Origin of the sequence: Streptomyces sp. NBC_00554 (assembly GCF_041431135.1) — a bacterium.
In the GTDB taxonomy this organism is placed as follows: Bacteria; Actinomycetota; Actinomycetes; order Streptomycetales; family Streptomycetaceae; genus Streptomyces.
Map to the genome: position 1 here is coordinate 9,677,254 of NZ_CP107799.1, position 26,417 is coordinate 9,703,670.

A 26,417-nucleotide genomic window follows, 5' to 3' on the forward strand; every position below is an offset into this window, starting at 1 on the left:
AAAGGGTGCTGAGTCTTCGATGATGGAACCGAGCGCTCGTCTCGTACAACTTTCCCCCACACGATTGACCGACGTGCGCCGGCGGACCGGCGACTATTCCGACCGGACCATCACCGAAGCGTGCGCCATCGCGCTGTCGTACTGGGCGACGGGCCAGGGCCCCGACGGCATCGACCTCAAGCCCGGCACTCTGTTCGCCGACGTCCTCGGCTGGATCGACAACGGCGGTGCCGGGCCCGGCAGTTGGGAGGTCGGCGCGGACGGCCGGAGCATCGCCGTCCCGGCGGACATCGGGCCGGCCGATGCGCAACTCGCACTGGACGACCTGGCCGACTTCCCGGACCGGCCCATCGGCACCGTCGGCCCGTCCAGCGTGGCGGCGCGGCTCGCGGCCCTGAGCGAGTGGAACGACACCGGCGCCGACCGGGTCCGCCCGACCATCGTGGAGATGTTCCGTGAGCAGGCGCGGAACAGGCCGGACGCCGTCGCCATCGTCGACGAGCACCGGTCCCTGACCTACCGTCAGGCAGCCGAGCGGTCCAGCCAGTTGGCCCACCATCTGATCGAACGCGGACTCACCGCCGAACAGGCCGTCGGCATCTCGCTGGGCCGCTCCGCCGACATGGTGATCGGCCTGCTCGCCGTGCTCCAGGCGGGGTGCGCGTTCGTGCCGCTCGATCCGCAGTGGCCCGCCGCCCGCCGAGCCGTCGTCATCGAGGACGCCGGGGTCGTGCTGCAGCTCAACGACTCGGGCGAGCACGACTCGGGTGAACCGGAAGCCGTGGCCGTCGACCTCGGCGACTGGCGGTTCGGTTCCTACCCCGTCGAGGAGACCGGGGTCACCGTCCTCGGCAACGCCCTGGCGTACGTGATCTTCACCTCCGGTTCGACCGGCCGTCCCAAGGGCGCGATGATCCGGCACGAAGCGATCAGCGAGCGCCTGCTGTGGCAGGTCGACGAGATCCTGGGCTTCGGCCACGACGACGCGTCACTGTTCAAGGCGCCGTTGTCCTTCGACATCTCCGTCAACGAGATCTTCCTGCCACTGGTGTGCGGCGGCAGACTCGTGGTCCTGCGGCCCGGCGGCGAACGCGACCCCCACCACCTGCTCAGCGTGATCGCCGAACAGCGCGTCACCTTCACGTACTTGGTGTCGTCCATGCTGGACGTGCTCCTCGAGATCGCGGGCGACTCCGGGCAGTTGGACAGCCTGCGGCACGTGTGGTGCGGCGGCGAGGTGCTGACCCCGGAGCTGTACGAGCGGTTCCGCACCCGGCTCGACATCCCGATGTACCACGGCTACGGCCCGGCCGAGACGACGATCGGTGTCTCGCACGTCATCTACCGGGGTGCGGCGGAACGCCTGTCGACCTCGATCGGCAAGGCCAACCCCAACACCCAGTTGTACGTGCTGGACGACGAGCTGCGGCCGGTCCCGGTCGGAGTCGGCGGCGAGCTGTACGTGGGCGGGTTCCTCCTGGGGCGCGGCTACGTCAACGCGCCCGGCCTGACGGCGTCCCGGTTCGTCGCCAACCCCTTCGCCGGTGACGGGTCCAGGCTCTACCGGACCGGCGACCTCGCGCGGTTCGCCCCGGACGGGTCGCTGGACTTCCTCGGCCGGGCCGACAACCAGGTCAAGATCCGCGGGATGCGGCTGGAGATCGAGGATGTCGAGGTCGGTCTCGCCGAGCATCCCGGCGTACGGCACACATGCGTCGTCGCGAAGAAGAACGCGGCGGGCGGCACCTACCTCGTCGGGTACGTGATCCCGGCAACCGGCAGCGAGGCCCTGCGGGCGGTCGAGGTCAAGGCGTGGGCCGCCGAGCACATGGTGGAGTACATGGTGCCCGCCCACATCGTCGTGATGACGGAGTTCCCGCTCACCGCGAACGGCAAGCTCGACCGGAACGCGCTGCCGGAGCCCGCCGTCGGGACGGGCTCGATCGTCCCGCCCAGCACCGAGAACGAGCGCGTGGTGTGCGCGGCGATCGCGGCGCTGCTGCAGCTGGACGAGGTCGGTGTCGACCAGGACTTCTTCCAACTCGGCGGAGACAGCATTCTGGTGATCTCGCTGCTGAGCGCGCTGCGCGATGCGGGTCTCTACGTCACGACGCGGCAGATCTTCAGCAACACCGTGGTGGGGGCGCTGGCGGCGGTGGCGAGCCGTGAAGACGTCTCCACGGTGGACCACGGCGATGTCGCGACCGGTTCCGTCGTGGGATCGCCCATTGTGCAGTGGCTCGGCGAGACCACGGACGCGATCGACGGCTTCGTGCAGTCGGTGGTGCTGAACGCCCCTGCGGAGCTGACCGCAGACGCTCTCGACGCGATCCTCTCCGCCGTGCTCGGGCGGCACGACATGCTGCGCGCAAAGCTGGTGCGCGGCGACCGTTGGAGCTTCGACATCCCGGAGACGGAGCAGGCTCCCGCGGGGTGGCAGGAGAGCGACCGACCGCTCGACGAGTGCGTCGCGCTCGCCACCGACGGGCTGGACCCGGCGGGCGGCGTCATGCTGCGTGCCGTCTGGCGCCGCGAAGCACGGCAGCTGGTCGTGGCCGTCCACCATGTGGTGGTCGACGGCGTGTCCTGGCGGGTCCTGATGGAGGACCTGGCCACGGCCTGGCGGCAGTTCGCCTCGGGCGCGCCGATCGAGTTGCTCCCGGTGGGCACGTCGTTCCGGCGTTGGACGCAGTTGCTGGAGCGCGCGGCGTTCGACGCGGAGAGCGCCTACTTCTGGCGTCCGCTGCCAGGCGCGGACGGGCCGTTGGGCAGGCGTGCGCTGTCCGAAGCCGACACCGTCGCGGGGGAGCGGGTACGGACCGTCTCGGTCGGCCCCGATGTCACGGCCGCGCTGCTGGGCGAGATTCCCGCGAAGTTCCACGCGGGCGTCAACGACGTACTGCTGACCGCGCTCGCCGTCGCCCTCGCCCGGTGGCGCCGCGACCTCGGGCAGCACCAGACGTTCGCCCACATCGAACTCGAGGGCCACGGCCGCGAAGGACAGTTCGTGGCGGGCACCGCCGGCTTCGAGCCGGAACTGTCGCGGACCGTGGGCTGGTTCACCACTCTGTTCCCGGTGACCGTGGACCCCGGCGCGGCGGGGGACTTCACCGCACCCGCGTACCTCGCCGCCGCGCTCAAGGCGGTCAAGGAAGACCTCGCCCGGGTGCCGGACAACGGCGTCTCCTACGGTGCCCTGCGGTACCTGACCCACACGGAGTTCGACGCGCCCGCACCGCAGGTGCTGTTCAACTACCTGGGCCGCTTCGATGCGGGCGCATCCGGGGACTGGCAACTCGCCGGTACCACTGGGCAGTTGGGCGAGAAGCGCGACCCGAGGATGCGCCTGCCGCGCGCCCTGGAGTTCAACGCGATCGCCGAACCCGCCTCGACCGGCGAGTACGAACTGGTCACCACCATCTCCTGGCCCGACGGGATGTTCACCGACGAGGACATCGCGACCGTCGGCGAGTACTTCCGGGGCGCCCTGGCCGCCCTCGCCGCGCTCGACCACGGCGGCCACTCTCCCAGTGACTTCGGCCTGGTGCCGCTCACCCAGGCCGATGTCGATGTCCTGGACGGCCCGGCGCTGCGGGACATCCTGCCGTTGACCCCACTGCAGGAGGGCCTGTACTTCCACTCGGTCTTCGACGACGACTCGGCGGGTGCCTACGTCGAGCAGCAACTGCTCACGCTGGACGGCGAGGTGGACGCCGGCCGGCTCGCGGCGGCCGCCACCCGGCTGCTCACGCTGTACCCCAACCTGGCCGCGCGGTTCGTTGCCCTCACCGACGGCCGTGTGGTCTCCGTACTGGAGAGCGGAGTGGAGGCGCCCTTCACCGTCCTGGACCGTCCCGGCATCACCGAGGACGAGATACGCGACCACGCCGAGCGGGACCGCCGCGCCGGGTTCGACCTGGCCACCGGACCGCTGATGCGGTACACGCTCATCCGCGCGGGCTCCGGCCGGAACGTCCTGGTGCAGACCGTGCACCACATCATCGCCGACGGCTGGTCGGTGCCGCCGATGCTCCGCGCGCTGCTGACCGAGTACCACGCACCGGGGACCGTGTACGCGACCGGCGGCTTCCCCGACTACGTGCGCTGGCTAGCCGAACGCGACGACGACGAGAGCGACCGGGTTTGGCGCGATCAGCTCGCGGAACTGCCCGGCCCCTCTCTGGTCGCCGAGGGGCACACCCCGTCCGACCGGTTCGCCGACACCGCCGTGGAGCCCGGGGACGGCATCGACGCGGCCGTCCGGTCGGCCGGTGTGCCGCTGAGCGTGGCAGTGCACAGCGCCTGGGCGATGACCCTCGGCGGCATCCTGCACGGCAGCGACGTGGTGTTCGGTTCCACCGTGTCCGGGCGCGACGCGGAGGTGCCCGGCATCGAGCACATGGTGGGTCTGTTCATCAACACGATCCCCGTGCGCGCCCGGTGGGCCGGTACCACCACGGCGCGCGAACTGCTCGCCTCGGTACGGGAACACCAGAGCGCGGTACTGCCGCACCAGCATGTCTCACTGGCGAGGATCGGCCGCAGGGCCGGTGCCGGCCCGCTGTTCGACACCCTGGTGGTGTTCGACGTCGCGACCGATCTGGACGCCCTGCGGGGGCCCGACGACACGCTGGTCATATGCGGCATCGTGAACGAAGGCGCCCCGCACTACCCGTTGACGCTGGTGGTGGAGCGCGCGGTCGACGGCCGTCCGCGCTTCAACCTGATCTACGACGGCGAACTGCTGGGGGAGGCAAGGGCCCAGGAGATCCTGCGCACGTTCACCCGGAACCTCACCTGCCTGCTCACCCGGCCGGAGGCCCTGGTCGTCGACCTGGTGGCTCTGGTCGACGACCAGGTGCCCGAGGGCGACCGGTCTCCCGTGCGGGTCACCCCGACGACCTTGGGCGGGCTGTTCGACGCTGCTGCGAATCGCGACCCCGCAGCCACCGCCGTCACCCAATGTGCTCTCGACGGCGGTACCCGGTCACTGACCTACGGCGAACTGGCGGACGCTAAGAGCGAGTTGGCCTCGGCCCTGCGCGCGGCCGGTGTCGGACCGGGCAAACGGGTCGCCGTAGCCATCCCCGCTTCCCTCGAACAGGTCGTCGCCCTTGTCGCGATCGTCACCGCGGGCGGCGCCTACGTGCCGCTGGACCTGGCGTACCCGGACGAACGGCTGGAGTACCTCCTCGCCGACGCCGCCCCGCAGGTCGTGCTCGTGGACCGTGCGCAGCGGGACCGCTTCACGGAACTGCTGGCCAGAGCAGGCGTGCCGGCCCGCGTGCTCGTGCAGGGGGACGAACTGCCGCTGGACACCACCGAGCCCGAGGTCGGCCCGCACGACCCCGCGTACGTGATCTACACGTCCGGATCGACCGGCAGGCCCAAGGGTGTCGTCGTCCCGCACTCCAGCGTGGTGACACTGCTCGCGAACACCCGGCCCGACATGGACTTCGGCCCGCACGACGTGTGGGTCCAGTTCCACTCCTTCTCCTTCGACTTCGCGGTCTGGGAGCTGTGGGGCGCGCTGGCGCACGGCGGTGAACTGCTGGTGCCGGAGTACGGGTTGACGCGCTCCCCGGTCGACTTCCACCGGCTGGTCCGCGAGCGCGGAGTGACCGTGCTCAACCAGACCCCGTCGGCGTTCTACCAGTTCATCGAGGCCGACCGGCATGCCGGCGAGCCGGTCACCGCGCTGCGCCGGATCGTCTTCGGAGGCGAAGCGCTGGATCTCGGGCGGCTGCGCGGCTGGGTCGAGCGGCACGGCACCCGTTCGCCCGAGCTGGTCAACATGTACGGCATCACCGAGACGACGGTCCACGTCACCCACCGGGTGCTGACCGACGCGGACTTCGACCTCGGCGACGACGTCAGCCCGATCGGCGGCCCGATTCCCGGACTGGTCATCCACCTGCTCGACGACCAGCTCCGGCCGGTGCCGCCGGGCCGAGTGGGTGCCATCTACGTGGCCGGCGACCAGGTGTCGCTCGGCTACCTGGGCAGGCCCGGGCTCACCGCGGCACGCTTCGTGGCGAACCCCTTCGTGGGCGACGGCTCACGCATGTACCACACGGGCGACCTCGCCCGCCGTACGCTCGACGGTGAGCTGGAGTTCACAGGGCGCGCCGACGATCAGGTCCAACTCAAGGGATTCCGGATCGAGTTGGGTGAGGTGGAGTCTGCGATCAGGGAACTCGGCGGCGTGGTCGATGTGGCCGTCACCGTGGCGGACAGTGGCGACCATCTGGTCGCGCACGTCGTGGGCCGGGTACGCGGCGACTTCGCCGGCCTCCTGTCCGCGAAGCTGCCCGCGCACATGGTGCCCGGGCGGGTGCTGCCGGTCGACGCGCTGCCGTTGACGGTCAACGGCAAGTTGGACCGGAAGGCGCTGACCTCGCGGGCGAATGCGCTCCGCTGGGAGCAGGGTGATGTGCCTGCGGGCCGGTGGGGGCTGGTCGCGCAGTTCCCCGCGCCCCTTACGGGGCGCGATACCGCACCGGACTTCACGAGTGCGGCGACTGGGTCCGTGCTCGTCGGTCTCGTCGACATCTTTGCTGCGGCGCTGCCCGGCACCGATGTCGATGCCGACACCGACTTCTTCAGGGCCGGAGGCGACAGCATTGTCGCCATCACCGTGATCAACCGGGCCAGGGCGCTGGGCCTGCCGATCGCGCCACGGGACGTATTCCTGTTCAGGACTCCGCGCGCGCTCGCCGAACACCTGGGCACGCGCACGCCGCAGGCCGTCACGCCCGCGCCGGCCCACCGTGAGGACGGCCCGCTGACGCCGACGCCGATCATCCTGCGTCAGCGCGAACTGGGCGGATCGCTCGCCTGGTTCGCCCAGGCCAGGGCGCTGGTGGCCCCCGAGGGAACCGGGTTTACCGATGCGCAGCGCGCCGCGAACGCCGTCGTGGCCGCGCACCCGGTCCTCCGGCTCCGGCTGCGTGTCGAGCACGGGGTGTGGGCACTGCGTACGGAACCCGTCCGCGAGGTCACGGTCGTACGGACGGAAGCGGCCGGCGCGACGACCGATTCGACGACTGACGCAACGATCGCGGCGAACGAAGCCGCCGGACGGCTCGATCCCGAATCCGGGGAAGTCATCGCGTTCACGTGGCTCGCGGCGAGCCGGACCCTGGTGGTCACCGTGCACCACCTCGTCGTCGACTCGGTGTCCTGGCTGGTCCTCCTCGACGACCTGGCCGCCGCCATGCGCGGGGCGACCTTGGCACCGCCGACCACGTCCTATGCCGAGTACGCCGAAGCACTGGCGATCCAGTCCACCCACGCGATCGACGACCTCGGGCACTGGATCACCACGCTCCAGGCGCCCGCGCTGCTGCCCGCGGTCGAGGGGCTGCCTTCGGCCGAGGGACTGCGCGAGACCACTGTCGTGCTCGCGCCCGAAGTGAGCGACCGCGTGACGCGCACCGCACCCGTCGCACTAGGCGTCGGTCTCACCGAGTTGCTGTGCGGAGCGCTGCGAACCGCGCTGACACACATTCAGCAATCGCCCACCGATCTCGCGATCGAGCTGGAGCGGCACGGCCGGGTCCCGGTGCGGGAACACCACGACTACACCCGTACGGTCGGCTGGTTCACCGCCATCGCGCCCGTGCGGCTCACGGCGCACACCGACCCCGTCGCGGCGGCGCGCGAGGTCGCCGAACGCCAGCCGGACGAGCGCGGGCACGTCGGCTACGGCAGGCTCAGGTACCTCAACCCGCAGACGGCCCCCCTGCTGAACGCCCGCCCGCAGGTGCTGTTCAACTACCTCGGCCGGGGCAGCGAGTCCCAGGCGCTGCACCTCGCAGGCGGCGATCAGGGCAGCCCGTACGCCGTCGAGGTCAACGCGTGGACCGACGCGGCCACCGGAAGCCTGCACGCGGACTTCACCCTCGCCGAAGGCATCCCCGACGAGATCACCGAGCACTGGCTGAGCGCACTGGAACGCATCGCGGACGCCTCCGCGACGGCCGAGCGCACGGCACCGGTCACCCCGCTCCAGCGGGGCCTGTTCTTCCAGGCCCAGATGGCGGGCTCGGCCGGACACTACGTCGCGCAGAACTACTTCACCTTCGACCGGCGTCTGGACGCCGACGCGCTGGCCGAGGCGATGGCGCACGTGATCGCGCGGCATCCGGTCGTCGGCGCCGGCTTCACCACCGACGACGACGGAAACCCGGTACAGACCCTCAAAGCGGGCCGGCGGGTCGATGTCCGCACGATCGGTCTGGAAACGGAAGCGGAAGTCGAAGCCCTGCGTGCCCGGGACCGCGACACGGGATTCGACCCGGGTGAACCGCCACTGATCCGGCTGACCGTGGTGCGCCTGCCCGACGGCCGCGACGGTCTGCTGCTGAGCTACCACCTGCTGCTGTGGGACGGCTGGTCCCGCGAGATCATGCTGCGGGACTTGTTCGACGCCTATCAGGCCGTCGTCGAGGGCGAGCCCCCGGCTCCTGCCCCCGCCACGCCGAGCTTCGAGGACTACGCCCGGACACTCGACGCCAAGGATTCCGCCGTATCGGAACGCTTCTGGGCGGAACACCTGACCGGCCTCCCGGGCCCGACGCTGCTCGCCGGAGTGGCGCCGTCCCTGTCGGACGACCTGCCGCGGGCGCTCGTACACACGCTGACCGCCGAACAGTCGGAACTGCTGCGGGAAGCGGCCAGGGTGCACGGCGTCACGCTGAACTCGGTACTGACAGGCGCGTTCGGCCTCCTCCTCGGCGCACACACCGGCCGCAGTGACGCCGTGTTCGGCGTGACCGTATCCGGCCGGGAGGGCGAGGGTCTTTCCGACATCGTCGGCGTACTGCTCAACACCGTGCCCATGTGGACGCGGGCCCGGCCGGACGACACGGTCCGCGAGTACCTGTCGGGCGTGCAGACCGCCAGGGTCGAGGCGATGGAGCACGAGCACCTCGGCCTCGGCGAGATCCAGCGGGCCAGTGGGCACGACACCCTGTTCGACAACCTGTTCGTGCTCCAGAACTTCCTGGACATGGACGCGTTCGCCGAGATGAACGCCAGGCACGGCATCACCTCGGTGAAGGCCGACGACTCCACCCACTATCCGTTCACGTGGGTCGTCACGCCCGGCGAACGGCTCACGGTCAAGCTGGAGTTCCGCGACGAGGACACCGGCAGCGCCCGTAGTCTCCTCGACGACTACCTGAGCGTGCTCGAAGACCTGGCACGGGCGACCGGGCCGGTGGGCGCGCTGCGGGGGCTGGGGACGGAGCCCGAGCCAAGCGAACGCACGGACGTCGGCACGGACACCGTCGTCGACCGGTTCGACCGGGCGGCGGACCGCGACCCGCAGCGGGTGGCGCTCGTCGCCCACGGCTCGACCATGACCTTCGCCCAACTCCGGGACCGCAGCCGCGCGGTGGCCGGTGTGCTCGCCCGGCGTGGCATCGGCCCCGAGAAGACAGTGGCTCTCGCGGTCCCGCGCTCCCTCGACTCGATCGTGGCGCTGTTCGCCGTACTGCGCACCGGCGCGGCGTACGTGCCGCTGGAGCTGGACCATCCGGACGAGCGGATCGCCGCGATCGTCGCGGACGCCCGACCGGACGTGATCCTCACCGTGACCGCCGTCTCGCCCCGGCTGACCGGCGACCTGATCGAGCTGGACCAACCCCTGCCCGAGGCCGAGCCGTTCGTGACGTTCGCGCCGGACGACCCGAACCGCCTGCGGCACCCCGCGTACACGATCTACACCTCCGGATCGACCGGGAAGCCCAAGGGCGTGGTGACCGAGTACGCCGGGCTCACCAACATGCTGATCAACCATCAGCGCCGCATCTTCGAGCCGGTGTTGGCCGAGCACGAGCACCGGGTCTTCCGGATCGCGCACACCGTGTCGTTCGCGTTCGACATGTCCTGGGAGGAACTGCTGTGGCTCGCCGACGGCCACGAGGTGCACATCTGCGACGAGGAACTGCGGCGTGACGCACCCCGGTTGGTCGAGTACTGCCTCGAATACGGGATCGACGTCATCAACGTGACCCCGACCTACGCGCAACAGCTGGTCGCCGAGGGCCTGTTGGACAACCCGGCACGGCGGCCGGCACTGGTGCTACTGGGCGGCGAGGCCGTCACCCCGACGCTGTGGCAGCGGCTCGCCGAGACCGAGGGGACGGTCGGCTACAACCTGTACGGGCCCACCGAGTACACCATCAACACCCTCGGCGTCGGTACCTTCGAGTGCCAGGACCCGGTGGTGGGCGTGGCGATCGACAACACCGACGTGTACGTACTGGATCCGTGGCTGCGCCCGCTTCCGGACGGAGTTCCCGGCGAGCTGTACGTGTCGGGCATCGGCATCGCGCGCGGCTACCTCGGACAGTCCGCGCAGACCGCGCACCGCTTCGTTGCCTGCCCGTTCGGCGAACCCGGCGAGCGCATGTACCGCACCGGGGACCTGGTGCTCCGGCGGCCCGACGGGAACCTGATGTACCTGGGCCGCACCGACCAGCAGGTCAAGATTCGCGGGCACCGGGTCGAACTCGGCGAGGTCGAGGCCGCGTTCGCGGCGCACCCGGCGGTGCGGTTCATCGCCGCGGTCGCCCAGCCCGACCCCGGCGTCGACGGCGCGTACCGGCTGGCCGCCTACCTCGTCCTCGACGGCTCCGACCTGGCGGCGGTCGCCGCCGAAGTGGGCGCCGGGCTGCCGGACTTCCTGCGCCCGACGCACTACGCCCAGGTCGACAGCATCCCGCTGACAGTGAACGGGAAGGCTGATACGAAGGCGTTGCCGGAGGCCAAGCCGCTGGGCGCACTGACCACGGCGGGGGAGCGCGGCCCGGAGACCGAGACCGAGACCCTGGTGTGCGAGTTCTTCGCCGAGGCACTGGACCTGGACGACGACGAGGTGAGCGCGGTGAGCGACTTCGTGTCCCTCGGAGGGCACTCCATGCTGGCGGTGCGGCTGATCGGGCTGCTCCGCCGGGAGTACGGTCCTGTGATCACGATCCGTGAACTGCTCACCCTGCGAACCCCGGAAGCGATTGCCCGCCACCTCGATGACAACTCCTGACACGCAGCGGCCCCGACCGGGGTCCGACATCCTCCGGACCGCACTGCGTCGCAATGTCGGCGCCATGGTCTCGGGCACCGTCCTCATGGGCCTGTACCAGGCGGGTGAGACCGCCTTCCCGATCGCGCTCGGCCTGATCGTCGAGCACACGCTGCAGGACCGGAGCCTCGGCTCGCTCGCCCTGTCGATCGCAGGGCTGGCCGTGATCATCACGACCGTGTCGCTGTCGTGGCGGTTCGGGATGCGCGTCCTGCAGAAGGCCAACACGACCGAGGCGCACCGCTGGCGGGTGCGGGTCGCGGAATGCGGGCTCCAGCCGGTGGCCAGGGACGTCGACCTCAAGTCCGGCGAGGTGCTGACCATCGCCACCGAGGACGCCGACCAGACCGCCGACATCATCGAGGTGGTGCCGCTGCTGATCAGCTCACTGGTCGCGGTGCTGGTCGCGGCGGTCGCGCTGGGCCTGGCCGACATCCGGCTCGGCCTGCTGGTGATCGTGGGTACCGTCGCGATCCTGTCGATCCTGAGCGTGATGTCCAAGCGGATCGGCGCCAGCACCCAGGAACAGCAGGCCCGAGTGGCGCGGGCCGGCGCGAAGGTCGCCGACCTGATCATCGGCCTGCGCCCGCTGCACGGCTTCGGCGGCAACCACGCGGCGTTCCGGTCCTACCGGAAGGTCAGCACGGAGGCGAAGCACCAGTCGATCACCGTCGCCAAGGTGAACGGCGTGTACGCGGGCACCGCGCTGGCCCTCAACGCCGTCCTCGCCGTGGCGGTGACCCTGACGGCGGGCTGGCTGGCGTTCGACGGCCAGATCACCATCGGGGAACTCGTCATGGCCGTAGGCCTCGCGCAGTTCATCATGGAACCGCTGAAACTCTTCTCGGAGATGCCGAAGTACGTGATGATCGCGCGGGCTTCGGCCCAGCGGATGGCGCTGGTGCTGTCCGCGCCGCAGGTCGCGACCCCGGGGACGCAACTCCCGGTCGCCGGCGGGGACCTCGAGATCGACTGCGTCCGGTACGGGTCCCTGCGCAAGGTGAAGTTCCGGGTGTCCGCCGGCGAGTTCGTGGCGATCGCCGCCTACCAGCCGCGCGCGGCGGCCGACCTGGCGTCGATCCTCGCCATGAACGTGCCGCCCGACGCGTACGAGGGAGTGGTACGGGTCAGCGGGCAGGAGCTCGCGGACCTGTCGATCGAGGCGGTCCGCGAACACCTCCTGGTGAACCCCTACGACGGGGAGATCTTCGCGGGCACCCTCCGTACGAACATCGACCCGTCCGGCACCAGCAGGACGGTCCCCGAGGCCGTCGAGGCGTCCATGCTCACCGACGTCGTCGCCCTCCATCGCGAAGGACTCGACTACGGCGTCCGCGACCGCGGCGCGAACCTTTCCGGGGGCCAGCGCCAACGGCTGTCCCTGGCCCGCGCCCTGGCCGCCGACACCGATGTCCTGGTCCTGCGCGACCCGACAACAGCCGTCGACGCGGTCACCGAACAGCTCATCGCGCGCAACATCGCGAAGCTGCGCCGAGGCCGCACCACCCTCGTCCTCACCAGCAGCCCGGCCCTCCTGGACGCCGCCGACCGGGTCCTCGTACTGAACGAAGGCGTCATCACAGCCGAGGACACCCACCGCAACCTCCTGGCCAAGGACGAGGCTTACTGCTCGGCGGTGGCGCGGTGAACTGCTGAGCGGCCCGGGCGAGACGCGCCCCGTCAGGGGCGCGGGGAACTGCGCGACCAGCCCCCACCGGGCCCGCAGACAATCACGCTGCTCCTCGCGGAGCGCCCAGCGCCCAGGCCACATCCCTGAGCAGGGCATGCCGCCACCCCGCCCGGTCATGGCCGGAGGCCGAACGCGAGACGCGCACGGCCGCGCCCGCCTGCGCGGCCAAGGCCTCGACCGGCTCACAGTGCGGCAGCATCCGCGTCTCGTGTTCACCCACGTCGAACGCGACCCGCAGCCCGGACAGTTCGGGACCACGGTCCCGCAATCGCGCGGCGATGGATCCGCCGAGCGGGCCGCCCAACGGGTCCGCCAGGCCCATGGCGTCGGGCGTCCACCAGAACGACCCCGACTGGCAGGCGACGCGGGACACCAGGTCCGGAAACTCCAGCGCCGCGTACACCGCGCTCAGCCCGCCGAGACTCTGCCCGGCGACCACCAGCCGGTCGAGGTCGGCGCGTACGCCGGATTCCGCGGCCAGCGGCAGGAGTTCGTCCCGGACCGCCTCCCACAGCTCGGGCCTGCACCCGAACTCGGCCTGCCTGTCCCTGGTCGGAAGGAAGACGAGGGTGACCGGGGGCATCTCGCCACTGGCGACGGCCGAGTCGAACGCGGTCGTCGCCGGGTGCAGATACAGCCAGTCGTCCCCGTCGAGCAGCAGGACCACCGGTCCGCCGCCGCCCGCCGGGTGGACTCGCACGGTGCGCCGCCCGCCGAGCCGTTCGCTGCTCCAGCGGAGCCGGGTGTCCGGGACGGGCAGCACGTCGGAAGCGCCGACGACGGGCCAGTGCGGCTGGGCCGGTGCGTCCGGGGTCGCGGCGATGGACCGGTCACCGCCCGCACCGACCGGGTTGAACGGGTCGGCGTACGCCGCGTCGCCCGCCAGGAACTGGTACGTCACCCGTAGCCGCGCGGGCATGCGCACCTCGGCGTACCAGCAGTCAGTGTCGCCCCATCGGTGCATGGGCACCGGATCCGACCAGCTCTCGAACTCGATACTCGCCGGAGACCCGCGCCACAGGAACAGGGTCGACCAGCCGCCGTCGTCGGCAGGTTTCGACGCGGGTGTCCCCGCCGCCGCCCAGAACTCCTCGGAGCCAGGGTCTCCGGACATTCCGAAGTCGACGAAGACGTTCTCCATATCGGCCGCGCGGCCGGAGACGGGACGCATGAACGTCTCCTTGTGAGAGAGAAGGGGGAAAGGCTAAGCTCCTTCTAATTAGGCGAGCCTAACCTAATCACGGTATTCCTCGGCCCCGAGGAGGCAATGAAACATGAGCACCAACCCGTTCGACGACACCGAAGGCCGTTTCCTGGTCCTGGTGAACGAGGAGGGCCAGCACTCACTCTGGCCGTCCTTCGCCGAGGTGCCCGGGGGGTGGACGATCGTCTTCAACGAGAACACCCGAGAGGCATGCCTGGACTTCGTCGAGGCCAGCTGGACCGATCTGCGCCCCCGGTCCCTCACGGCGTCCATGGAGGGCTGACCCGAGGACGCGGCCGATTCGCTTCGCGACCGGGCCGGTCAACTCCCTTGGGGGGACACCGCTGTTGCTCAGCACCAGACTGACGAACGCCCGCTTCCTCACCATGGACCCGGACCACCCGGTCGCCCACGACCTGGGCATCTGGCAGGGCCGGATCGTGGGCCTCGACGAGGCCGTGACCTCTCTGCCCGCCCGGGAGGTGATCGACCTGCAGGGCGCCACCGTGCTGCCCGGGTTCATCGACGCCCATGTCCACCTGGCCTGGACCGGGTTCAAGCAGAACACCCCGAGCATCGGGGGGTGCACGCGGATCGACGACGTGCTCGCCATCGTGGAGGAGGCCGTCGCCCGGAAGAGCTCGCCCGGCACCTGGGTGAGCATCGCCGGCTACGACCAGCGGGCCCTGGGGCGCCATCTCACCGCCGCCGAACTGGACAAGGTCAGCCACGGGCACAGGCTGTTCGTGATGCACGACTCCGGACACGGCTGTGTCGTCAACTCCGCCGTTCTCGATCTGCTCCCCGCCGACATCGCGCACGACAAGGGCTTCCTCGCCGAAGGCGCCATGGGGGCCGCCCGCGCACTGCGCCTCCCGTACTCCCAGGAGGAGTTGGCCGAGGCGATCGGACGGGCCGCCCGCACCTGCCTGGCCGAGGGCGTCACCGCCTGCGCCGAGGCAGGCATCGGCGGAGCCCTCTTCGGCCACAGCCCCGTTGAGCTCGGCGCCTACCAACTGGCCCGCGAAAAGGGCCTGTTGCCGCTGCGCGTGCAGCTCATGGTGTCCGCGGACCGGCTGCGCCCGGTCGCCGCGCACGAGTCCGACGGCATTCCCCGGGCCCTCGACCTCGGCCTGCGCACCGGGTTCGGCGACGACCGGCTGTCCGTGGGCGCGCTGAAGATCTACACCGACGGCGGCATGATGGCCCGGACCGCCGCGCTCAGCAGTCCGTACGAAGGGCTGGACCACACGGGCCAGTTGCAGGACGACCCGGACAAGCTCGCGGACATGATCGTGGACGGGCACCTCGCCGGGTGGCAGCTCGCCGTCCACGCGATCGGCGACCGTGCGGCCGACATCGCCCTGGACGCCCTGGAACGGGCCCAGCGCCTCCGGCCGCGCCCCGGCGCCCGGCACCGCATCGAGCACGCCGGCCTGATCCGCCCCGACCAGCTCCCCCGCTTCGCGCGACTCGGCATCAGTGCGGTGGTCCAGCCCAGCTTCCTGCGCTACTTCGGCGACGACTACGCGGCGATCATGGGCGAGGAGTGGGCCTCGTGGCTCTACCGTGGCCGGGCGTTCCTGGACCACGGCATCACGCTGGTGGGCAGCTCCGACCGCCCTGTCACGGACGGATCCCCGCTGCGAGCGATCCAGTTCATGGCCGAGCGAGCCTCCGAGTCCGGCCAGGTGATCGGCCCGGACGAGGGCGTCACCGTCGACGAGGCCCTGCGCGCCTACACGGTCGCCGGTGCGTTCGCCTGCCACTGGGAGGACAACCTGGGAAGCCTCACTCCGGGCAAGTTCGCCGACCTGGTCGTGCTCGGCGACGACCCCCGGCGCGTCGAAACCTCGCGCATCGGAGACATCGAGGTGGCGGCGACTTATGTCGACGGCCGCGAGACCGGGAGGCCGGTGTCGTGACCAGGAAGGCGGCCGTTGTGGAGAGCTACGCGCACCTCTGGGAGGACGACATGCTTCGGCATCGCTGGGTCCTCTGGAACACGGCGGGGGAGACCCTGGTCTTCGACAGGGAGATCAACTGCCCGGTGGACATTGGCGGTGAGCCGGTCCTGCACGAGGTTCTGCGCAGGATGCGCGAGGCGGGCGTACACGAGACCGACGACTATCCGGGCCGGCCGTGCGCGTAGTCACGACAGGCCGACGGTCTCCGTGGCCCAGTCCCGGATGAGCCGGATGGTTTCGTCGAGGCGTTCCTCGTGCAGATAGTGCCCGGTGCCGGGCCAGTGGTCGACGCGGGAGCCCGGCACATGCAGGGTGCCGCGCTCCCAGGCGGCGGCCGAGGCCGACGTCCACACGGTGAGCGCACGCTGGGTGCGTTCGCGCAGATACGCCTCGCTGTGCGGGCGGACACCGACCGCTCCGGAATCGGTGTACATACCGGCGTACGCCTGGGCGATGACGTGATCCGGGGTGCCGAGCACGGTGCGGATGTGGGCGGTCCGCAGCCCGCGCGGGGCGTCGGGCCCGAAGGCCCCGGCGACGAAGGCGGCCGCGGCGCGGGAACCGTTCTCGCGGTAGTCGGCGAGGCGGGCCGGGATTCCGTCGACTTCCGCGCCGTGCGCCCCGTGGGCCGGATCGAGCGCGATGACGGAGCGTACGGCGTGCGGGTGCCGGACGGCGAGCAGGTTGACGACCTGGCCTCCCATGGAGTGCCCCACGGCGATCACCGGCCCCGTACCGAGCGCTTCGGTGAGGGCGGCCAGGTCATCGGCCATCTCCACCGGAGTGTTGCCGGTCAGCGGCACTTCGGAACGGCCGTGCCCGCGCAGGTCGGGCACGACGACCCGGAACCGGTCGGCCAGCGTCTCGGCATGCGGCGACCACTCCCGCCCGTCGCCGCCCCAGCCGTGCACGAGCAGCAGGGCGGGTGCGGGGCTCACACCGAGGTCGGTGTGAAAAAGCCGGATACGGTCGGTCAATCTGTCCCTTGCCTTCGCCGTCGTGGGGGAGCTGACACGGGCTTTCGTCACCGGTGTCGTACGAGTACCGACTCTCCGCAGCGTGCGCTGCCGTCCTTCCACCGCCAATACGATCTAATAGGCCTGTCGCGCACGGGGCAAGCAGGTACCGGTATCCACCGGTCGACAGCTCCGCTTTGAATCCGCGTGGCCCTCGACTCCGGATGGTTGTGCATGCCCGCTTCCTCTTCCCACCGCGATCCCGCGCAGCCCATAGACAACGCAGAAGGCTCGCCCGACACGCCGCAGTACCACGATCTGTTCCTGCAGCCGCGCTACACCGTCGAGCTGGCGCCATTGGAGGACGAGGAAGACACCTTCGCCCCGTTCCCGGCACAGCCCGAACAACGTCGGCGCGGCGCAACCCGAAGTCGCTGACCGCCGTCCGCGGTCAGGGGCCGAGGGCCGGCCACGGCACCGGGTCGGTGTACGTCCCGTCGAAGAGCACCTCGAAGTGCAGGTGCGGCCCGGTCGACAGACCGGTCGAGCGGACGAACCCGATCACGGTGCCGGCTTCGCCACTCTGCCCGGTGCCGACTTGTATGGACGAAAGGTGGCTGTACGTCGTCTCCAGCCGCCTTCCGCCGATGGCACCGTGATCGATCACCATGCGGTTGCCTTAGGCCTTGGTCATCCCCGCGAACACGATCTGCCCCTGCCTCGTCCTGCTGTCGCCGACCTCGGCCGGTCACGACACGGCAGGTCCGGTGATGAGCCGTCCCTTGGTGTCGTACGGCCAGACGTTGGGGGTGCAGCCGTGCATTCCCTTGATCTGCTGCATCATCGCCGGAGCCGGCTTGCCCGCGCCTGGGCAGGTCACATGGCCGTGACCGAGAAAGTGGCCGACCTCGTGGTTGATGATCAGCGCCCGGTAGGCGTCCACGTCGTCGGCGTACACCGGAGTCGCCAGCAGCCACCGCCTGAGGTTGACCACAACGTCCTTGCCCACGCTGCAGTTGACCTCGCCGCCGGTGTCCAGCCCGTACTTGCCGCAGATCTCGTCCACCGTGCCCGGCGTGGCGAGCCGTACGACGAAGTCGGGCGTACCGCCGGAGACACGCCGGAACGCGGACTCGCCGTCGGCCGTCCAGCCGCGCGCGTCGGCGAGTATGCCCTCCACCTGCTGGGCGACATCGGAGGCCGATTGCGTGAGGCCGTCCTCGACGACGACCTCGTAGCGCAGCAGCCGGCTGCCCTTCCCCACGGTCTCGCTGCCACCTCCGGCGGTGGTGAACGTGCCGGGACCCGAGGACGGGATGGAGGGCGAGGAGGAGACGGAGGGGGAGGGAGGGGGCGGCTTCGGAGTTGTGGCGTCCGTCCCGCTGGGCTTCGTGCCGGCCTTCTCGCTGCCCTCGGTGCCGCTCGGCTTCACGGTCCGGTCCGGCGTCGGCCGTGAGGGCTTTGCGGCGGCAGCGGGGCGGTCGTCGGTTCCGGAGGCCGCGGGTGACGTCCAGTTCACGGCCAGGGCGGTGGCGGAGGCGAACACGGCGAGCGCGGCCAGGCCTCCCCACAGGGGCCCTTTCCGCTTCCGGCCGTGGCCGCCGGCGTGCGCGGGGCCTCTGCGACGACGGTGGGATCGCGAGGTCGAAGGCTTCGCACGCTGAGCGGTCGTGGTCATGGCCGCCAAGGCTGTGTGCGCCATGTGATGGGACCTGGCCCGGAGGGTAACGAAAACATAACGCCCGATCGCTGGTGCCGGAGGCGTCGACGTCAACCGCCGTGACTGGGCAATGTGATCGTCCCGTAACAGTTCCCCGGTCGGACGCCTTCCCCGCCTCAAGCCCCTTGAGCCGTACGGATACTGATCACATGCCACGTGTCCTGCTCATCGAAGACGACCGCGCCGTACGGGAGGGCGTCCTGCTCGCGCTGCGCCGCCAGGGGCACGAGGTCGGTGCCGCCGGGACCGGTGAGGACGGACTGGCCCTGTTGCGGTCGTTCCGGCCGGACGTCGTCGTGCTCGATCTGATGCTGCCCGGTATGAGCGGCCTTGAGGTGTGCCGCAGGATCCGTATCGAGGACCAGGTGCCGATCATCATGGCGACCGCCCGGGGCGACGACATCGACATCGTGGTCGGACTGGAGGCTGGAGCGGACGACTACGTCGTGAAGCCGGTTCAGGCACGTGTGCTGGAGGCCCGCATCCGTGCGGTCCTGCGTCGCGTCGACGGCGCGCCCGCCGACGGCGGCATACCCAAGATCGAGGCCCATGGCGAGCGCGGCGAACTCGCCATAGACCGGGCCGGGTTGACCGTCACCCGGCAGGGCGTGCCGGTCTCCCTCGCCCCTTCCGAACTGCGGCTCCTGCTGACGCTCTCGGCCTCGCCCGGCCAGGTGTTCTCCCGGCAGCAGTTGCTGGAAGCAGTCTGGGAGCACAGCTACCACGGCGACTCACGGCTGGTGGACGCCTGCGTCAAGCGGCTGCGCACCAAGATGGGCGAGCCGGCGGGGCAGCCGCGCTACGTCCAGACCGTGCGCGGCTTCGGCTACCGGTTCCAGTCCCGGTGAAGCCACTGCTGCGCGGTCTGCGTGGCCGGTTGCTCGTGGCGTTCGTGCTCGTCGCAGCCGTCGCCACCCTGACGACAGGCGCCCTGACCTTCCGGGAGGCCCGTACCGGAGTGCTCCAACAGAGCCAGGACGCAGTGATCAAGCGCCTCCGGTATCACGTCAACGCCATTTCCGCGGGCATCACCTACCCCCCGAGCCAGGCCGATCTGGAGTGGGCTGCCACGGAGGTGGCCCGCGCGGAGCCGGGGCAGAACTGGCGCGTACTGGCCACCTATCGCGAGCTGCGCGGCACTTCCACGCCCGAGGACGGGTTCACCGAGCTCACGTCCGCGATGCGGTCGGCCGTGGGCTCCCGCCGCGCCGCCGTCTTCCAGCGGGTGTCGACGGACGGCCACTCATCGCTCGTCGTCGGCATGCCGGTCACCTTCGAGACCCCCAGTGAGCACCCGGCGTCCGGGATCGCGGTCTTCCTGACGGTGCCGCAGACCGGCGAACAGGGGTACGTCGACGCCCTGGTCACCGCCATCGGACGAGCCGTCGTGCCCGCGCTGGGCCTGGCCGTGCTGCTCGCCCTGCTGGCCGCCCGGGGCGTGCTGCGCCCGGTACGGGAGCTGCGCCGCGCCACCCGCCGCATCGCCGAGGGCCACCTGGACACCCGGCTGGCCGTCAACGGCTCCGACGAACTCGCCGACCTGTCACACACGTTCAATGAGACCGCCGCCGCGCTGGAGGAGTCCGTGGCCGAGCTGCGCCGCATGGAGGCCCGCGCCCGCCGCTTCGTCGCGGACGTGTCGCACGAGCTGCGCACCCCGCTGGCCGCGATGTCGGCGGTCACCGACATCCTCGACGAGGACGCGGCCCGCCTCGCCACGGACACCGCCACGGCCGTACGGCTCATCAGCGGGGAAACCGTGAAGCTGGCCCGCCTGGTGGACGACCTGATGGAGATCTCCCGCTTCGACGCGGGCGCGGCAGGCCTGCAACTGGACGACCTCGACCTCGCCGAGTCCCTTCGGCGCACCCTCGCCTCCCGCGCCTGGCTGGACTCGGTGGACACCCGGCTCCCCGAGCCCGGCGAACTGCGCGGCCGGGTCGACCCGCGCCGCCTCGACGTGGTCGTCGCGAACCTGGTTGGCAACGCGCTCCGGCACGGGGCACAGCCCGTACAACTGCGCCTGCACGTAAGGGATTCGCCGGACGCGTACGAAACGGGGTGGGCGGTCATCGAGGTGCTGGACAGCGGGCCGGGCATTCCCGCCGACGTCCTGCCGCACGTCTTCGACCGCTTCTACAAGTCGGACACCGCCCGGACCAGAACAGAGGGCAGCGGCCTCGGACTCTCGATCACGGCAGAGAACGTCCACCTGCACGGGGGTACGGTCCGCGCGGCGAACCGGGCGGAGGGCGGCGCCGTCTTCACGGTCGAGATACCCCTGCGACAGCCTCCGCGACAGTCCCTGAAACAGGGGGAGTCATGAGCCCTGCACTCCGGTCGTCGCGGCCCGCGCTGTTGTTCGCGACCGCCCTCCTGCTCTCCTCCTGCGGCATCCCCGAGACCGGTGTGGTGGAGACCGGGGAGCCCGCGACCGGCATCCGGCCCGCCCAGCTCCTCTACTTCGTCAGCGAAGGCGCCGTGGTCGCCGTCCATCGTCAGGTCGTCATCGGTCCGGTCGGCGTCGAGACGGCCGTGGAGGCGGTGTTGGAGGGGCCGGACGTCACGGAGCGCCGTAGGGGCATGACCACCGAGCTTCCGCGGCTGACGGGGGACGCCACGGTAGGGACGGACGGCGGGCGGGTGACGGTCGAACTCCCTGTGGGCACCAGGCGCCTGACCGAAACGGCCCTCACCCAACTGATCTGCACAGCCGCCGGAGCCGGGCCGGACAAGACCTCGACGAAGGTGACCGTGACCGTCCCCGACGCCTGGCGCACCGAAGGCTCCAGCGAAACCTGCGCATCGGCGACCGGCGCCGCCATAGCGAGATTGCTTAACTAAGGCAAGTATCTGTTACCGTGGGCTCATGTCCACACCGCCACCCGCAGCGCCTGTCTCGACCGACGTGATCGCGATCGAGCAGGCCCTCACCCGCGTCGCGTACCTGGCCGGCCGGGCCCGGCAGCACGAGCGTCTGATGGCAGTGGCCGGGCTGAACCTGGACCGGGCCGCGGCCGCGATCCTGCGAAGCATCGCCGAGAGCGAGCCGGTACGGCCCGGGGTGCTGGCGGTCCGGCTGTCCGTGGAAGCCTCCCACGTCAGCCGGCAGCTACGGCAGCTGGAAAAGGACGGTTACGTGATCCGCATCCAGGATCTCGACGACAGCCGTGCGCATCTCATCCAGCTCACCGACGTCGGACTGGCAGCGGCCGAGCGCATACGAGAGGTGAGCCGCCGGGGCATGCAAGTGGCTCTCGCGGACTGGTCGTCCGAGGACCTGCGGCAGCTCGCCACGCTCTTCCATCGGCTGGTCGACGACTTCGTCACGCACGCCGAGGCGGCTGTCGAAGTCGGACCCTCCGCCTGACGGATCCGCCCCAATGGGCCAACCGTGGGCGTGCGGCCCGGACGGTCGGCCCATTGCCGTTCAACCCATCCCGAGGGGTGGGGACCGCCCTCAGGCCTTCGGCTGGGTGAAACGGATGCTGTTGCCGAAGGGGTCGCGGAGGCCACAGTCGGTTCCGTACGGACGCTCGGTGGGCTCCTCGGTGAACTCGACGCCCCGGCCGAGCAGAGTCTCGTACGTCTTGCGGCAGTCGTCCGTGCTGAAGATGAGTGAGCCGCCCATCGCACCCTTGGTGACCAGCTCGCGGACCTGCTGCGCCGTCTCCTCGGGCATCGCCGGAGGGCCCGGCTTCTCCAGCAGGATCTGGCGCTCCGGGTGACCGGGGACGCTGACGGTCAGCCAGCGCATGAAGCCCATGTCGACGTCGGCGCTGACCTCCAGGCCAAGCTTGCCGACGTAGAAGTCGAGAGCCTCGTCCTGGTCGAGGACGTAAATCTGTGAGTGTGTGATCGCGGTGAACATGTGCATCACGCTACTGGGCAGGCCGGACGAAAACTTATCCAAAACTGCTCTTTCGACGGACGGTACCGGCCGTGCGCACGGTCAGTCGGTCGGCCGCGTCCACGCCATCGTGAAGCACGTCGGTACGCCGGTGGCGGCCGCCGTTTCCTTTTCCTTGCGGTACGTCCTCGGTGACCGGCCGACGATGTCGCGGAACGTGCGGCTGAAGGTTCCCGGGCTGCCGAAGCCGACCTGGAAGCAGATGTCCGTCACGCTGCGATCGGTCTCCCGCAGCAGGAACATCGCCCGCTCGACGCGGCGCCGCTGCAGGTAGCGGTGCGGCGTCTCGCCGAACGTGGCCCGGAAGGTGCGCGTGAAGTGTGCCTCCGACACATGGGCGATCCGGGCCAGGGCCGGGACGTCCAGTGGCTGCGCGTAGGCGCCGTCCATCGCATCCCGTGCCCGAAGCATGCGTCGGTTGGTCTCTTCTGCGGCACGGCTCACGTCTTCATCACACCACGTAGTGCGTATCGCGCGGTCTCGTTCCGTCCGCCATCAGTTGATCAGCGGCATGGCGAGGAAGGTGTGGTCCTGCCAGAGGCGACGGGAGGTTTCCTCCGGGTAGGCGGTGACGTGCGGGTCCGCGTCTAGGACCTGGACGAGTCGCCGCTCGGTGTCGTACGAGGGCCAGCCCGGGTCGCCCGTCCTGGCGAACGCGGTCCAGGCCGCGCGGAAGCGGGACGACAACGCCTCGGCCTCGGGTGAGGGTTCGGAGCTGGCGAACAGCAGGGCGCCGATGTCGGCGTCGAACGTGCCGAACAGCAGCGGAATGTCCAGGCCGTGACAGGCGCCCAGGGCACCGCCGTTGCCCGGGGCCGGCCAGGTCAGTTCGTACACGTGCGCGCGGCCGCCGCCGGCTGTCTGGGCCTCGGCCAGGTGCAGCGAGGGCATGTTGAACAGCCAGTCGGTCTGGACCCGTTCGTACAGGTCGCTGGGGGAGGCGTCCGGGAAGGCGGCACGGTAGGCCTGCTCGCCGTCCGGTCCGGGCCCGAACATGCGCAGTGCCGCCGCCGCTTGCTCGTCGCTGATCTTCCCGAGCTGTCCGCCGAGGGCGAGGAACAGCCGGAACTCGTCCTTGTTGTGCCCGGCGATCAGCTCCACGTCCCGTGCCGCGCCGGCCGCCAGCGCCTGCCAGGGGGTGGTCGGCAGGACCTCGCCGTCGACGACGGGGGAGAAGGGGGTCTGCGTGGGGACGACCTGCCCCCACCGATCCTCGTACTGGCGCATCTTGGCGCTCAACGCCTCTCCTGCGGCGGGCAGTTGGCGTGGGTCCACCGTGGACAGGTCGGCGACCGTCGGACGCAGGCCCACCTCCGCGGCGAGGGCGGCCGCGATGTCGTGGGCCAGCTCGTCCGAGAAGTACGTGCCGGGCACGCTCTGCGCGATGGCCCGCCGGAACAGTCCCGCCGCGCTCGGCATGGCCAGCAGCGAGGCGACCGATCCGGCTCCGGCCGACTCGCCGAAGACGGTGACCTGACCGGGGTCGCCGCCGAACGCCGTGATGTTCTCCCGTACCCATTCCAGGGCCGCGACCTGGTCGAGCAGGCCGCGGTTGGCGGGCGCCCCGTCCATGCGGGCGAACCCCTCCATGCCGACACGGTAGTTGAGGGTGACCACGACCACGTCGCCGTCGCGGGCGATGTGCCTGGCGTCGTAGCCGGGGCTGCCCGAGTGGCCGAGCTTGTAGGCGCCGCCGTAGATCCACACCATCACCGGGCGGAGGGCGGCAGGGTCCGGGGCCGGGGTCCAGACGTTGACCGTCAGCCAGTCGTCGCCCGTGGGCGAGTTCAGCAACAGGTCGCGGCCCTGGAACCCCGACTCCTGCGGGGGCGGCGGGCCGAAGGCGAACGCGTCCCGTGTTCCGTCCCAGGGGCGGGTGGGGCGCGGCGCCTGGAACCGCGCCTCTCCCACCGGCGGTTGAGCGAACGGGATGCCACGGAAGACGGTCAGGCTGCCTTCCCGGCGCCCGCGCACCGCACCGGCGGAGGTACGCACTATGGGCTGGGTGGAACCGTCTGCCGGCTCGGGTGACGTGGCTGGCGTCATCGATGACTCCCCAATGGTCGCTGGTGGAACGGGTGAAGCGGGTGGAACGGTACGGGTGCACGGGCGCCTGGCGGTCGCCTCCCGCGTGGGCGGGCCGGCGACCGCCAGGCGGTCGGTGTCGGGCAGGCACCCGGCGCGGGATGTTACGCCTTCGCCTCGGACACCTGCGCGGTTTCGGCCTGCTCGCCGTCCGAACCTGCGGCGGGGGACGACTCCTGCGCGGCGGCGGCGCGCTGACGCGGGAGGAAGGAAGCGAGGAGGAGGGCGAGGAGGGCGGCACCGGCGCCGACGGCCATGACTGTCCTGAAACCGTTCTCCGAGGGCAGGGCGGTGGTGCCGAAATCGGTGGTCATCTGCGCCAGGATGACGCCGGCGAGTGCACTGGCGAAAGAGGTACCGATGGACCGCATCAGGGTGTTGAGGCTGTTCGCGGCGGCCGTCTCGGTGGCGGGCACGGCGCCCATGATGAGTGCGGGCATCGCGCCGTAGGCGAAGCCGACACCGGCGCCGATGATGCAGGAGACCAGAACGAGGTGCCAGACCTCGGACATCAGGAGGATGTTCAGGCCGTAGCCGGCGGCGACGATGACCGCGCCCGTCATCAGGGTGATCTTCGGGCCCCTGGTCTTGGAGATCGCGGCGGACAGCGGAGCCATCGCCATCATCACCAGGCCCTGCGGAGCCAGGACCAGGCCGACGGTCAGCATGGACCTGCCGAGGCCGTAGCCCGTCTGTTCGGGCAGCTGGAGCAACTGCGGCAGGACCAGGGACATCGCGAACATCGAGAAGCCGAACGCCACCGAGGCGAGGTTGGTGAAGAGCACCTGACGGCGGGCGAGGGTGCGAAGGTCCATCAGCGGCTGGGCGGTACGCAGCTCGAACACGCCCCATGCCAGCAGTACGAGGACCGCGGTGGCGAACAGTCCAAGGACGGTGCCGCTGGTCCAGCCCCAGTCGGAGCCCTTGGAGACGGCCAGCAGCAGGGAGACCAGGGCGGTCGACAGGCCGATGGCACCGATCAGGTCGAAGCGGCCGCCGGCGCGCACCTTCGACTCGGGCACGATGGCCAGGACGAGTGCGAAGGCGACGGCGCCGAGGGCGGCCGAGGTCCAGAACAGGATGTGCCAGTCGAAGCGGTCGGCGATGAAGGCGGCGGAGGGCAGACCCAGGGCGCCGCCCACTCCCAGTGAGGCGCTCATCAGGGCGGTGGAGCTGGTGAGCCGCTCGGCGGGCAGCACGTCGCGCATGACGCTGATGCCGAGCGGCACGACAGCTGCGGCCAGGCCCTGCAGGGTCCGTCCGACGATCATCGGGACCAGGGAGTCGCTCAGCGCGCAGACGACCGAACCGGCCACCAGCAGGACGATGCTGACCAGGAGCATGCGGCGCTTGCCGAACATGTCCCCGAGGCGGCCGACGACCGGCGTGGCGACGGAGGCGGCGAGCAGTGTGGCGGTGACCGCCCAGATGGTGTTCGACGCCGAGGCGTCGAGGAGTTTCGGCAGCTCCGGGACGATCGGGATGACCAGGGTCTGCATCAGCGAGACGACGATCCCGGCGAGGGCCAGTACCGCCACCACGGCGTTCGACTTCGCCGGGGCGGAACCTCCGACCTCGGCGGATCGGGCAAGGGCGTCGGGCATGGCGGAGCCTCCGGTCGGGGGAGCGGATTTGCTTAACTCACTCAACCATAAGTGGGTTGATTGACTTAGGCAAGTGTTCTGTTCGGGTGGGCCACGCCGCGTAAGTGACGCCGGGCTTCGATGCCGAGCGGTTCAGGGGGGCGAGTCGGTGGCGTGTCCGGGCCGGCCATTCGGCCGCCGCTCTCAGGCCGT

The 26,417-nt window shown here is 70.6% G+C and carries 17 protein-coding genes and 1 pseudogene; 10 read left to right on the top strand and 8 right to left on the bottom strand.

Annotation, left to right across the window (positions count from 1 at the left end; translation table 11 throughout):
* The first annotated feature begins 19 nt into the window (after positions 1-19).
* Positions 20-11,050, top strand: a complete 11,031-nt coding sequence (locus OG266_RS42990) for an amino acid adenylation domain-containing protein (RefSeq protein WP_371552276.1) — start codon at positions 20-22, stop codon at positions 11,048-11,050.
* Positions 11,037-12,737, top strand: a complete 1,701-nt coding sequence (locus OG266_RS42995; protein WP_371552277.1) for an ABC transporter ATP-binding protein — start codon at positions 11,037-11,039, stop codon at positions 12,735-12,737. The genes OG266_RS42990 and OG266_RS42995 overlap by 14 nt, the downstream gene beginning before the upstream one ends.
* A gap of 82 nt (positions 12,738-12,819) precedes the next feature.
* Here OG266_RS42995 and OG266_RS43000 read toward each other — a convergent pair whose 3' ends face one another.
* Positions 12,820-13,950 (bottom strand): alpha/beta hydrolase-fold protein, encoded by a 1,131-nt coding sequence (locus OG266_RS43000; protein ID WP_371552278.1) that lies wholly within the window; start codon positions 13,948-13,950, stop codon positions 12,820-12,822.
* A gap of 103 nt (positions 13,951-14,053) precedes the next feature.
* On the opposite strand from OG266_RS43000, the gene OG266_RS43005 reads away from it, so the two are divergent.
* The 3 genes from OG266_RS43005 to OG266_RS43015 all read left to right on the top strand — a co-directional run bounded on the left by OG266_RS43005 (position 14,054) and on the right by OG266_RS43015 (position 16,135).
* Entirely contained in the window at positions 14,054-14,266 is a 213-nt protein-coding gene (locus OG266_RS43005; protein WP_371552279.1) for an MbtH family protein, read from the top strand.
* Positions 14,267-14,330: 64 nt separating this feature from the next.
* Positions 14,331-15,908 carry an amidohydrolase gene (locus OG266_RS43010; RefSeq protein ID WP_371552280.1) on the top strand — a complete coding sequence of 526 codons (1,578 nt, stop codon included), beginning with the start codon at positions 14,331-14,333 and terminating at the stop codon, positions 15,906-15,908.
* Entirely contained in the window at positions 15,905-16,135 is a 231-nt protein-coding gene (locus OG266_RS43015) for a hypothetical protein (RefSeq protein WP_371552281.1), read from the top strand. Before OG266_RS43010 ends, OG266_RS43015 begins: the two co-directional genes overlap by 4 nt.
* Here the strand turns inward: OG266_RS43015 and OG266_RS43020 are convergent, their stop codons facing one another.
* Positions 16,136-16,888, bottom strand: coding sequence for an alpha/beta fold hydrolase (locus OG266_RS43020; RefSeq protein WP_371552282.1), 753 nt, complete (start codon positions 16,886-16,888; stop codon positions 16,136-16,138). It lies immediately after the preceding gene.
* Between the two features lie 225 nt (positions 16,889-17,113).
* Between OG266_RS43020 and OG266_RS43025 the strand changes: the two genes are divergently transcribed.
* Entirely contained in the window at positions 17,114-17,344 is a 231-nt protein-coding gene (locus OG266_RS43025; RefSeq protein ID WP_371552283.1) for a hypothetical protein, read from the top strand.
* A 13-nt stretch (positions 17,345-17,357) separates the two neighbouring features.
* On the opposite strand, the pseudogene OG266_RS43030 reads toward OG266_RS43025, so the two are convergent.
* Positions 17,358-17,627, bottom strand: a pseudogene (locus OG266_RS43030) (M23 family metallopeptidase); the annotation flags it as partial.
* 27 nt (positions 17,628-17,654) lie between these two features.
* Entirely contained in the window at positions 17,655-18,584 is a 930-nt protein-coding gene (locus OG266_RS43035; RefSeq protein ID WP_371552284.1) for a DUF3152 domain-containing protein, read from the bottom strand.
* 191 nt (positions 18,585-18,775) lie between these two features.
* On the opposite strand from OG266_RS43035, the gene OG266_RS43040 reads away from it, so the two are divergent.
* From OG266_RS43040 to OG266_RS43055, 4 genes are read left to right on the top strand one after another with little or no spacing between them, the layout of a single operon-like run.
* Positions 18,776-19,474, top strand: coding sequence for a response regulator transcription factor (locus OG266_RS43040; protein ID WP_266470167.1), 699 nt, complete (start codon positions 18,776-18,778; stop codon positions 19,472-19,474).
* Positions 19,471-20,952 carry a sensor histidine kinase gene (locus OG266_RS43045; RefSeq protein ID WP_371552285.1) on the top strand — a complete coding sequence of 494 codons (1,482 nt, stop codon included), beginning with the start codon at positions 19,471-19,473 and terminating at the stop codon, positions 20,950-20,952. Before OG266_RS43040 ends, OG266_RS43045 begins: the two co-directional genes overlap by 4 nt.
* Complete coding sequence (locus OG266_RS43050) at positions 20,949-21,470, top strand: hypothetical protein (RefSeq protein WP_371552286.1); 522 nt, start codon at positions 20,949-20,951, stop codon at positions 21,468-21,470. Before OG266_RS43045 ends, OG266_RS43050 begins: the two co-directional genes overlap by 4 nt.
* 25 nt (positions 21,471-21,495) lie before the next feature.
* A complete protein-coding gene (locus OG266_RS43055) occupies positions 21,496-21,996 on the top strand; it encodes a MarR family winged helix-turn-helix transcriptional regulator (protein ID WP_371552287.1) in 501 nt (166 codons plus the stop codon).
* Positions 21,997-22,086: 90 nt separating this feature from the next.
* Here OG266_RS43055 and OG266_RS43060 read toward each other — a convergent pair whose 3' ends face one another.
* From OG266_RS43060 to OG266_RS43075, 4 genes are all read right to left on the bottom strand, one after another.
* The gene (locus OG266_RS43060) at positions 22,087-22,497 is read right to left on the bottom strand and encodes a VOC family protein (RefSeq protein ID WP_266470171.1); all 411 of its coding nucleotides are present in this window, start codon (positions 22,495-22,497) and stop codon (positions 22,087-22,089) included.
* A gap of 81 nt (positions 22,498-22,578) precedes the next feature.
* Positions 22,579-22,980, bottom strand: a complete 402-nt coding sequence (locus OG266_RS43065; protein WP_371552288.1) for a helix-turn-helix domain-containing protein — start codon at positions 22,978-22,980, stop codon at positions 22,579-22,581.
* Between the two features lie 51 nt (positions 22,981-23,031).
* Positions 23,032-24,582, bottom strand: a complete 1,551-nt coding sequence (locus tag OG266_RS43070) for a carboxylesterase/lipase family protein (RefSeq protein ID WP_371552290.1) — start codon at positions 24,580-24,582, stop codon at positions 23,032-23,034.
* A gap of 143 nt (positions 24,583-24,725) precedes the next feature.
* Entirely contained in the window at positions 24,726-26,225 is a 1,500-nt protein-coding gene (locus OG266_RS43075; protein ID WP_371552291.1) for an MFS transporter, read from the bottom strand.
* Positions 26,226-26,417 lie beyond the last annotated feature (192 nt).

What these genes read in the sequence shown, in the direction of transcription:
- OG266_RS43075 (WP_371552291.1), bottom strand. Translation starts at nt 26,225, where the DNA reads ATGCCCGACGCCCTTGCCCGATCCGCCGAGGTCGGAGGTTCCGCCCCG.
- OG266_RS43070 (WP_371552290.1), bottom strand. Translation starts at nt 24,582, where the DNA reads ATGACGCCAGCCACGTCACCCGAGCCGGCAGACGGTTCCACCCAGCCC.
- OG266_RS42990 (WP_371552276.1), top strand. Translation starts at nt 20, where the DNA reads ATGATGGAACCGAGCGCTCGTCTCGTACAACTTTCCCCCACACGATTG.
- OG266_RS43060 (WP_266470171.1), bottom strand. Translation starts at nt 22,497, where the DNA reads ATGTTCACCGCGATCACACACTCACAGATTTACGTCCTCGACCAGGAC.
- OG266_RS43005 (WP_371552279.1), top strand. Translation starts at nt 14,054, where the DNA reads ATGAGCACCAACCCGTTCGACGACACCGAAGGCCGTTTCCTGGTCCTG.
- OG266_RS43040 (WP_266470167.1), top strand. Translation starts at nt 18,776, where the DNA reads ATGCCACGTGTCCTGCTCATCGAAGACGACCGCGCCGTACGGGAGGGC.
- OG266_RS43035 (WP_371552284.1), bottom strand. Translation starts at nt 18,584, where the DNA reads ATGACCACGACCGCTCAGCGTGCGAAGCCTTCGACCTCGCGATCCCAC.
- OG266_RS43000 (WP_371552278.1), bottom strand. Translation starts at nt 13,950, where the DNA reads ATGCGTCCCGTCTCCGGCCGCGCGGCCGATATGGAGAACGTCTTCGTC.
- OG266_RS43055 (WP_371552287.1), top strand. Translation starts at nt 21,496, where the DNA reads ATGTCCACACCGCCACCCGCAGCGCCTGTCTCGACCGACGTGATCGCG.
- OG266_RS43050 (WP_371552286.1), top strand. Translation starts at nt 20,949, where the DNA reads ATGAGCCCTGCACTCCGGTCGTCGCGGCCCGCGCTGTTGTTCGCGACC.
- OG266_RS42995 (WP_371552277.1), top strand. Translation starts at nt 11,037, where the DNA reads ATGACAACTCCTGACACGCAGCGGCCCCGACCGGGGTCCGACATCCTC.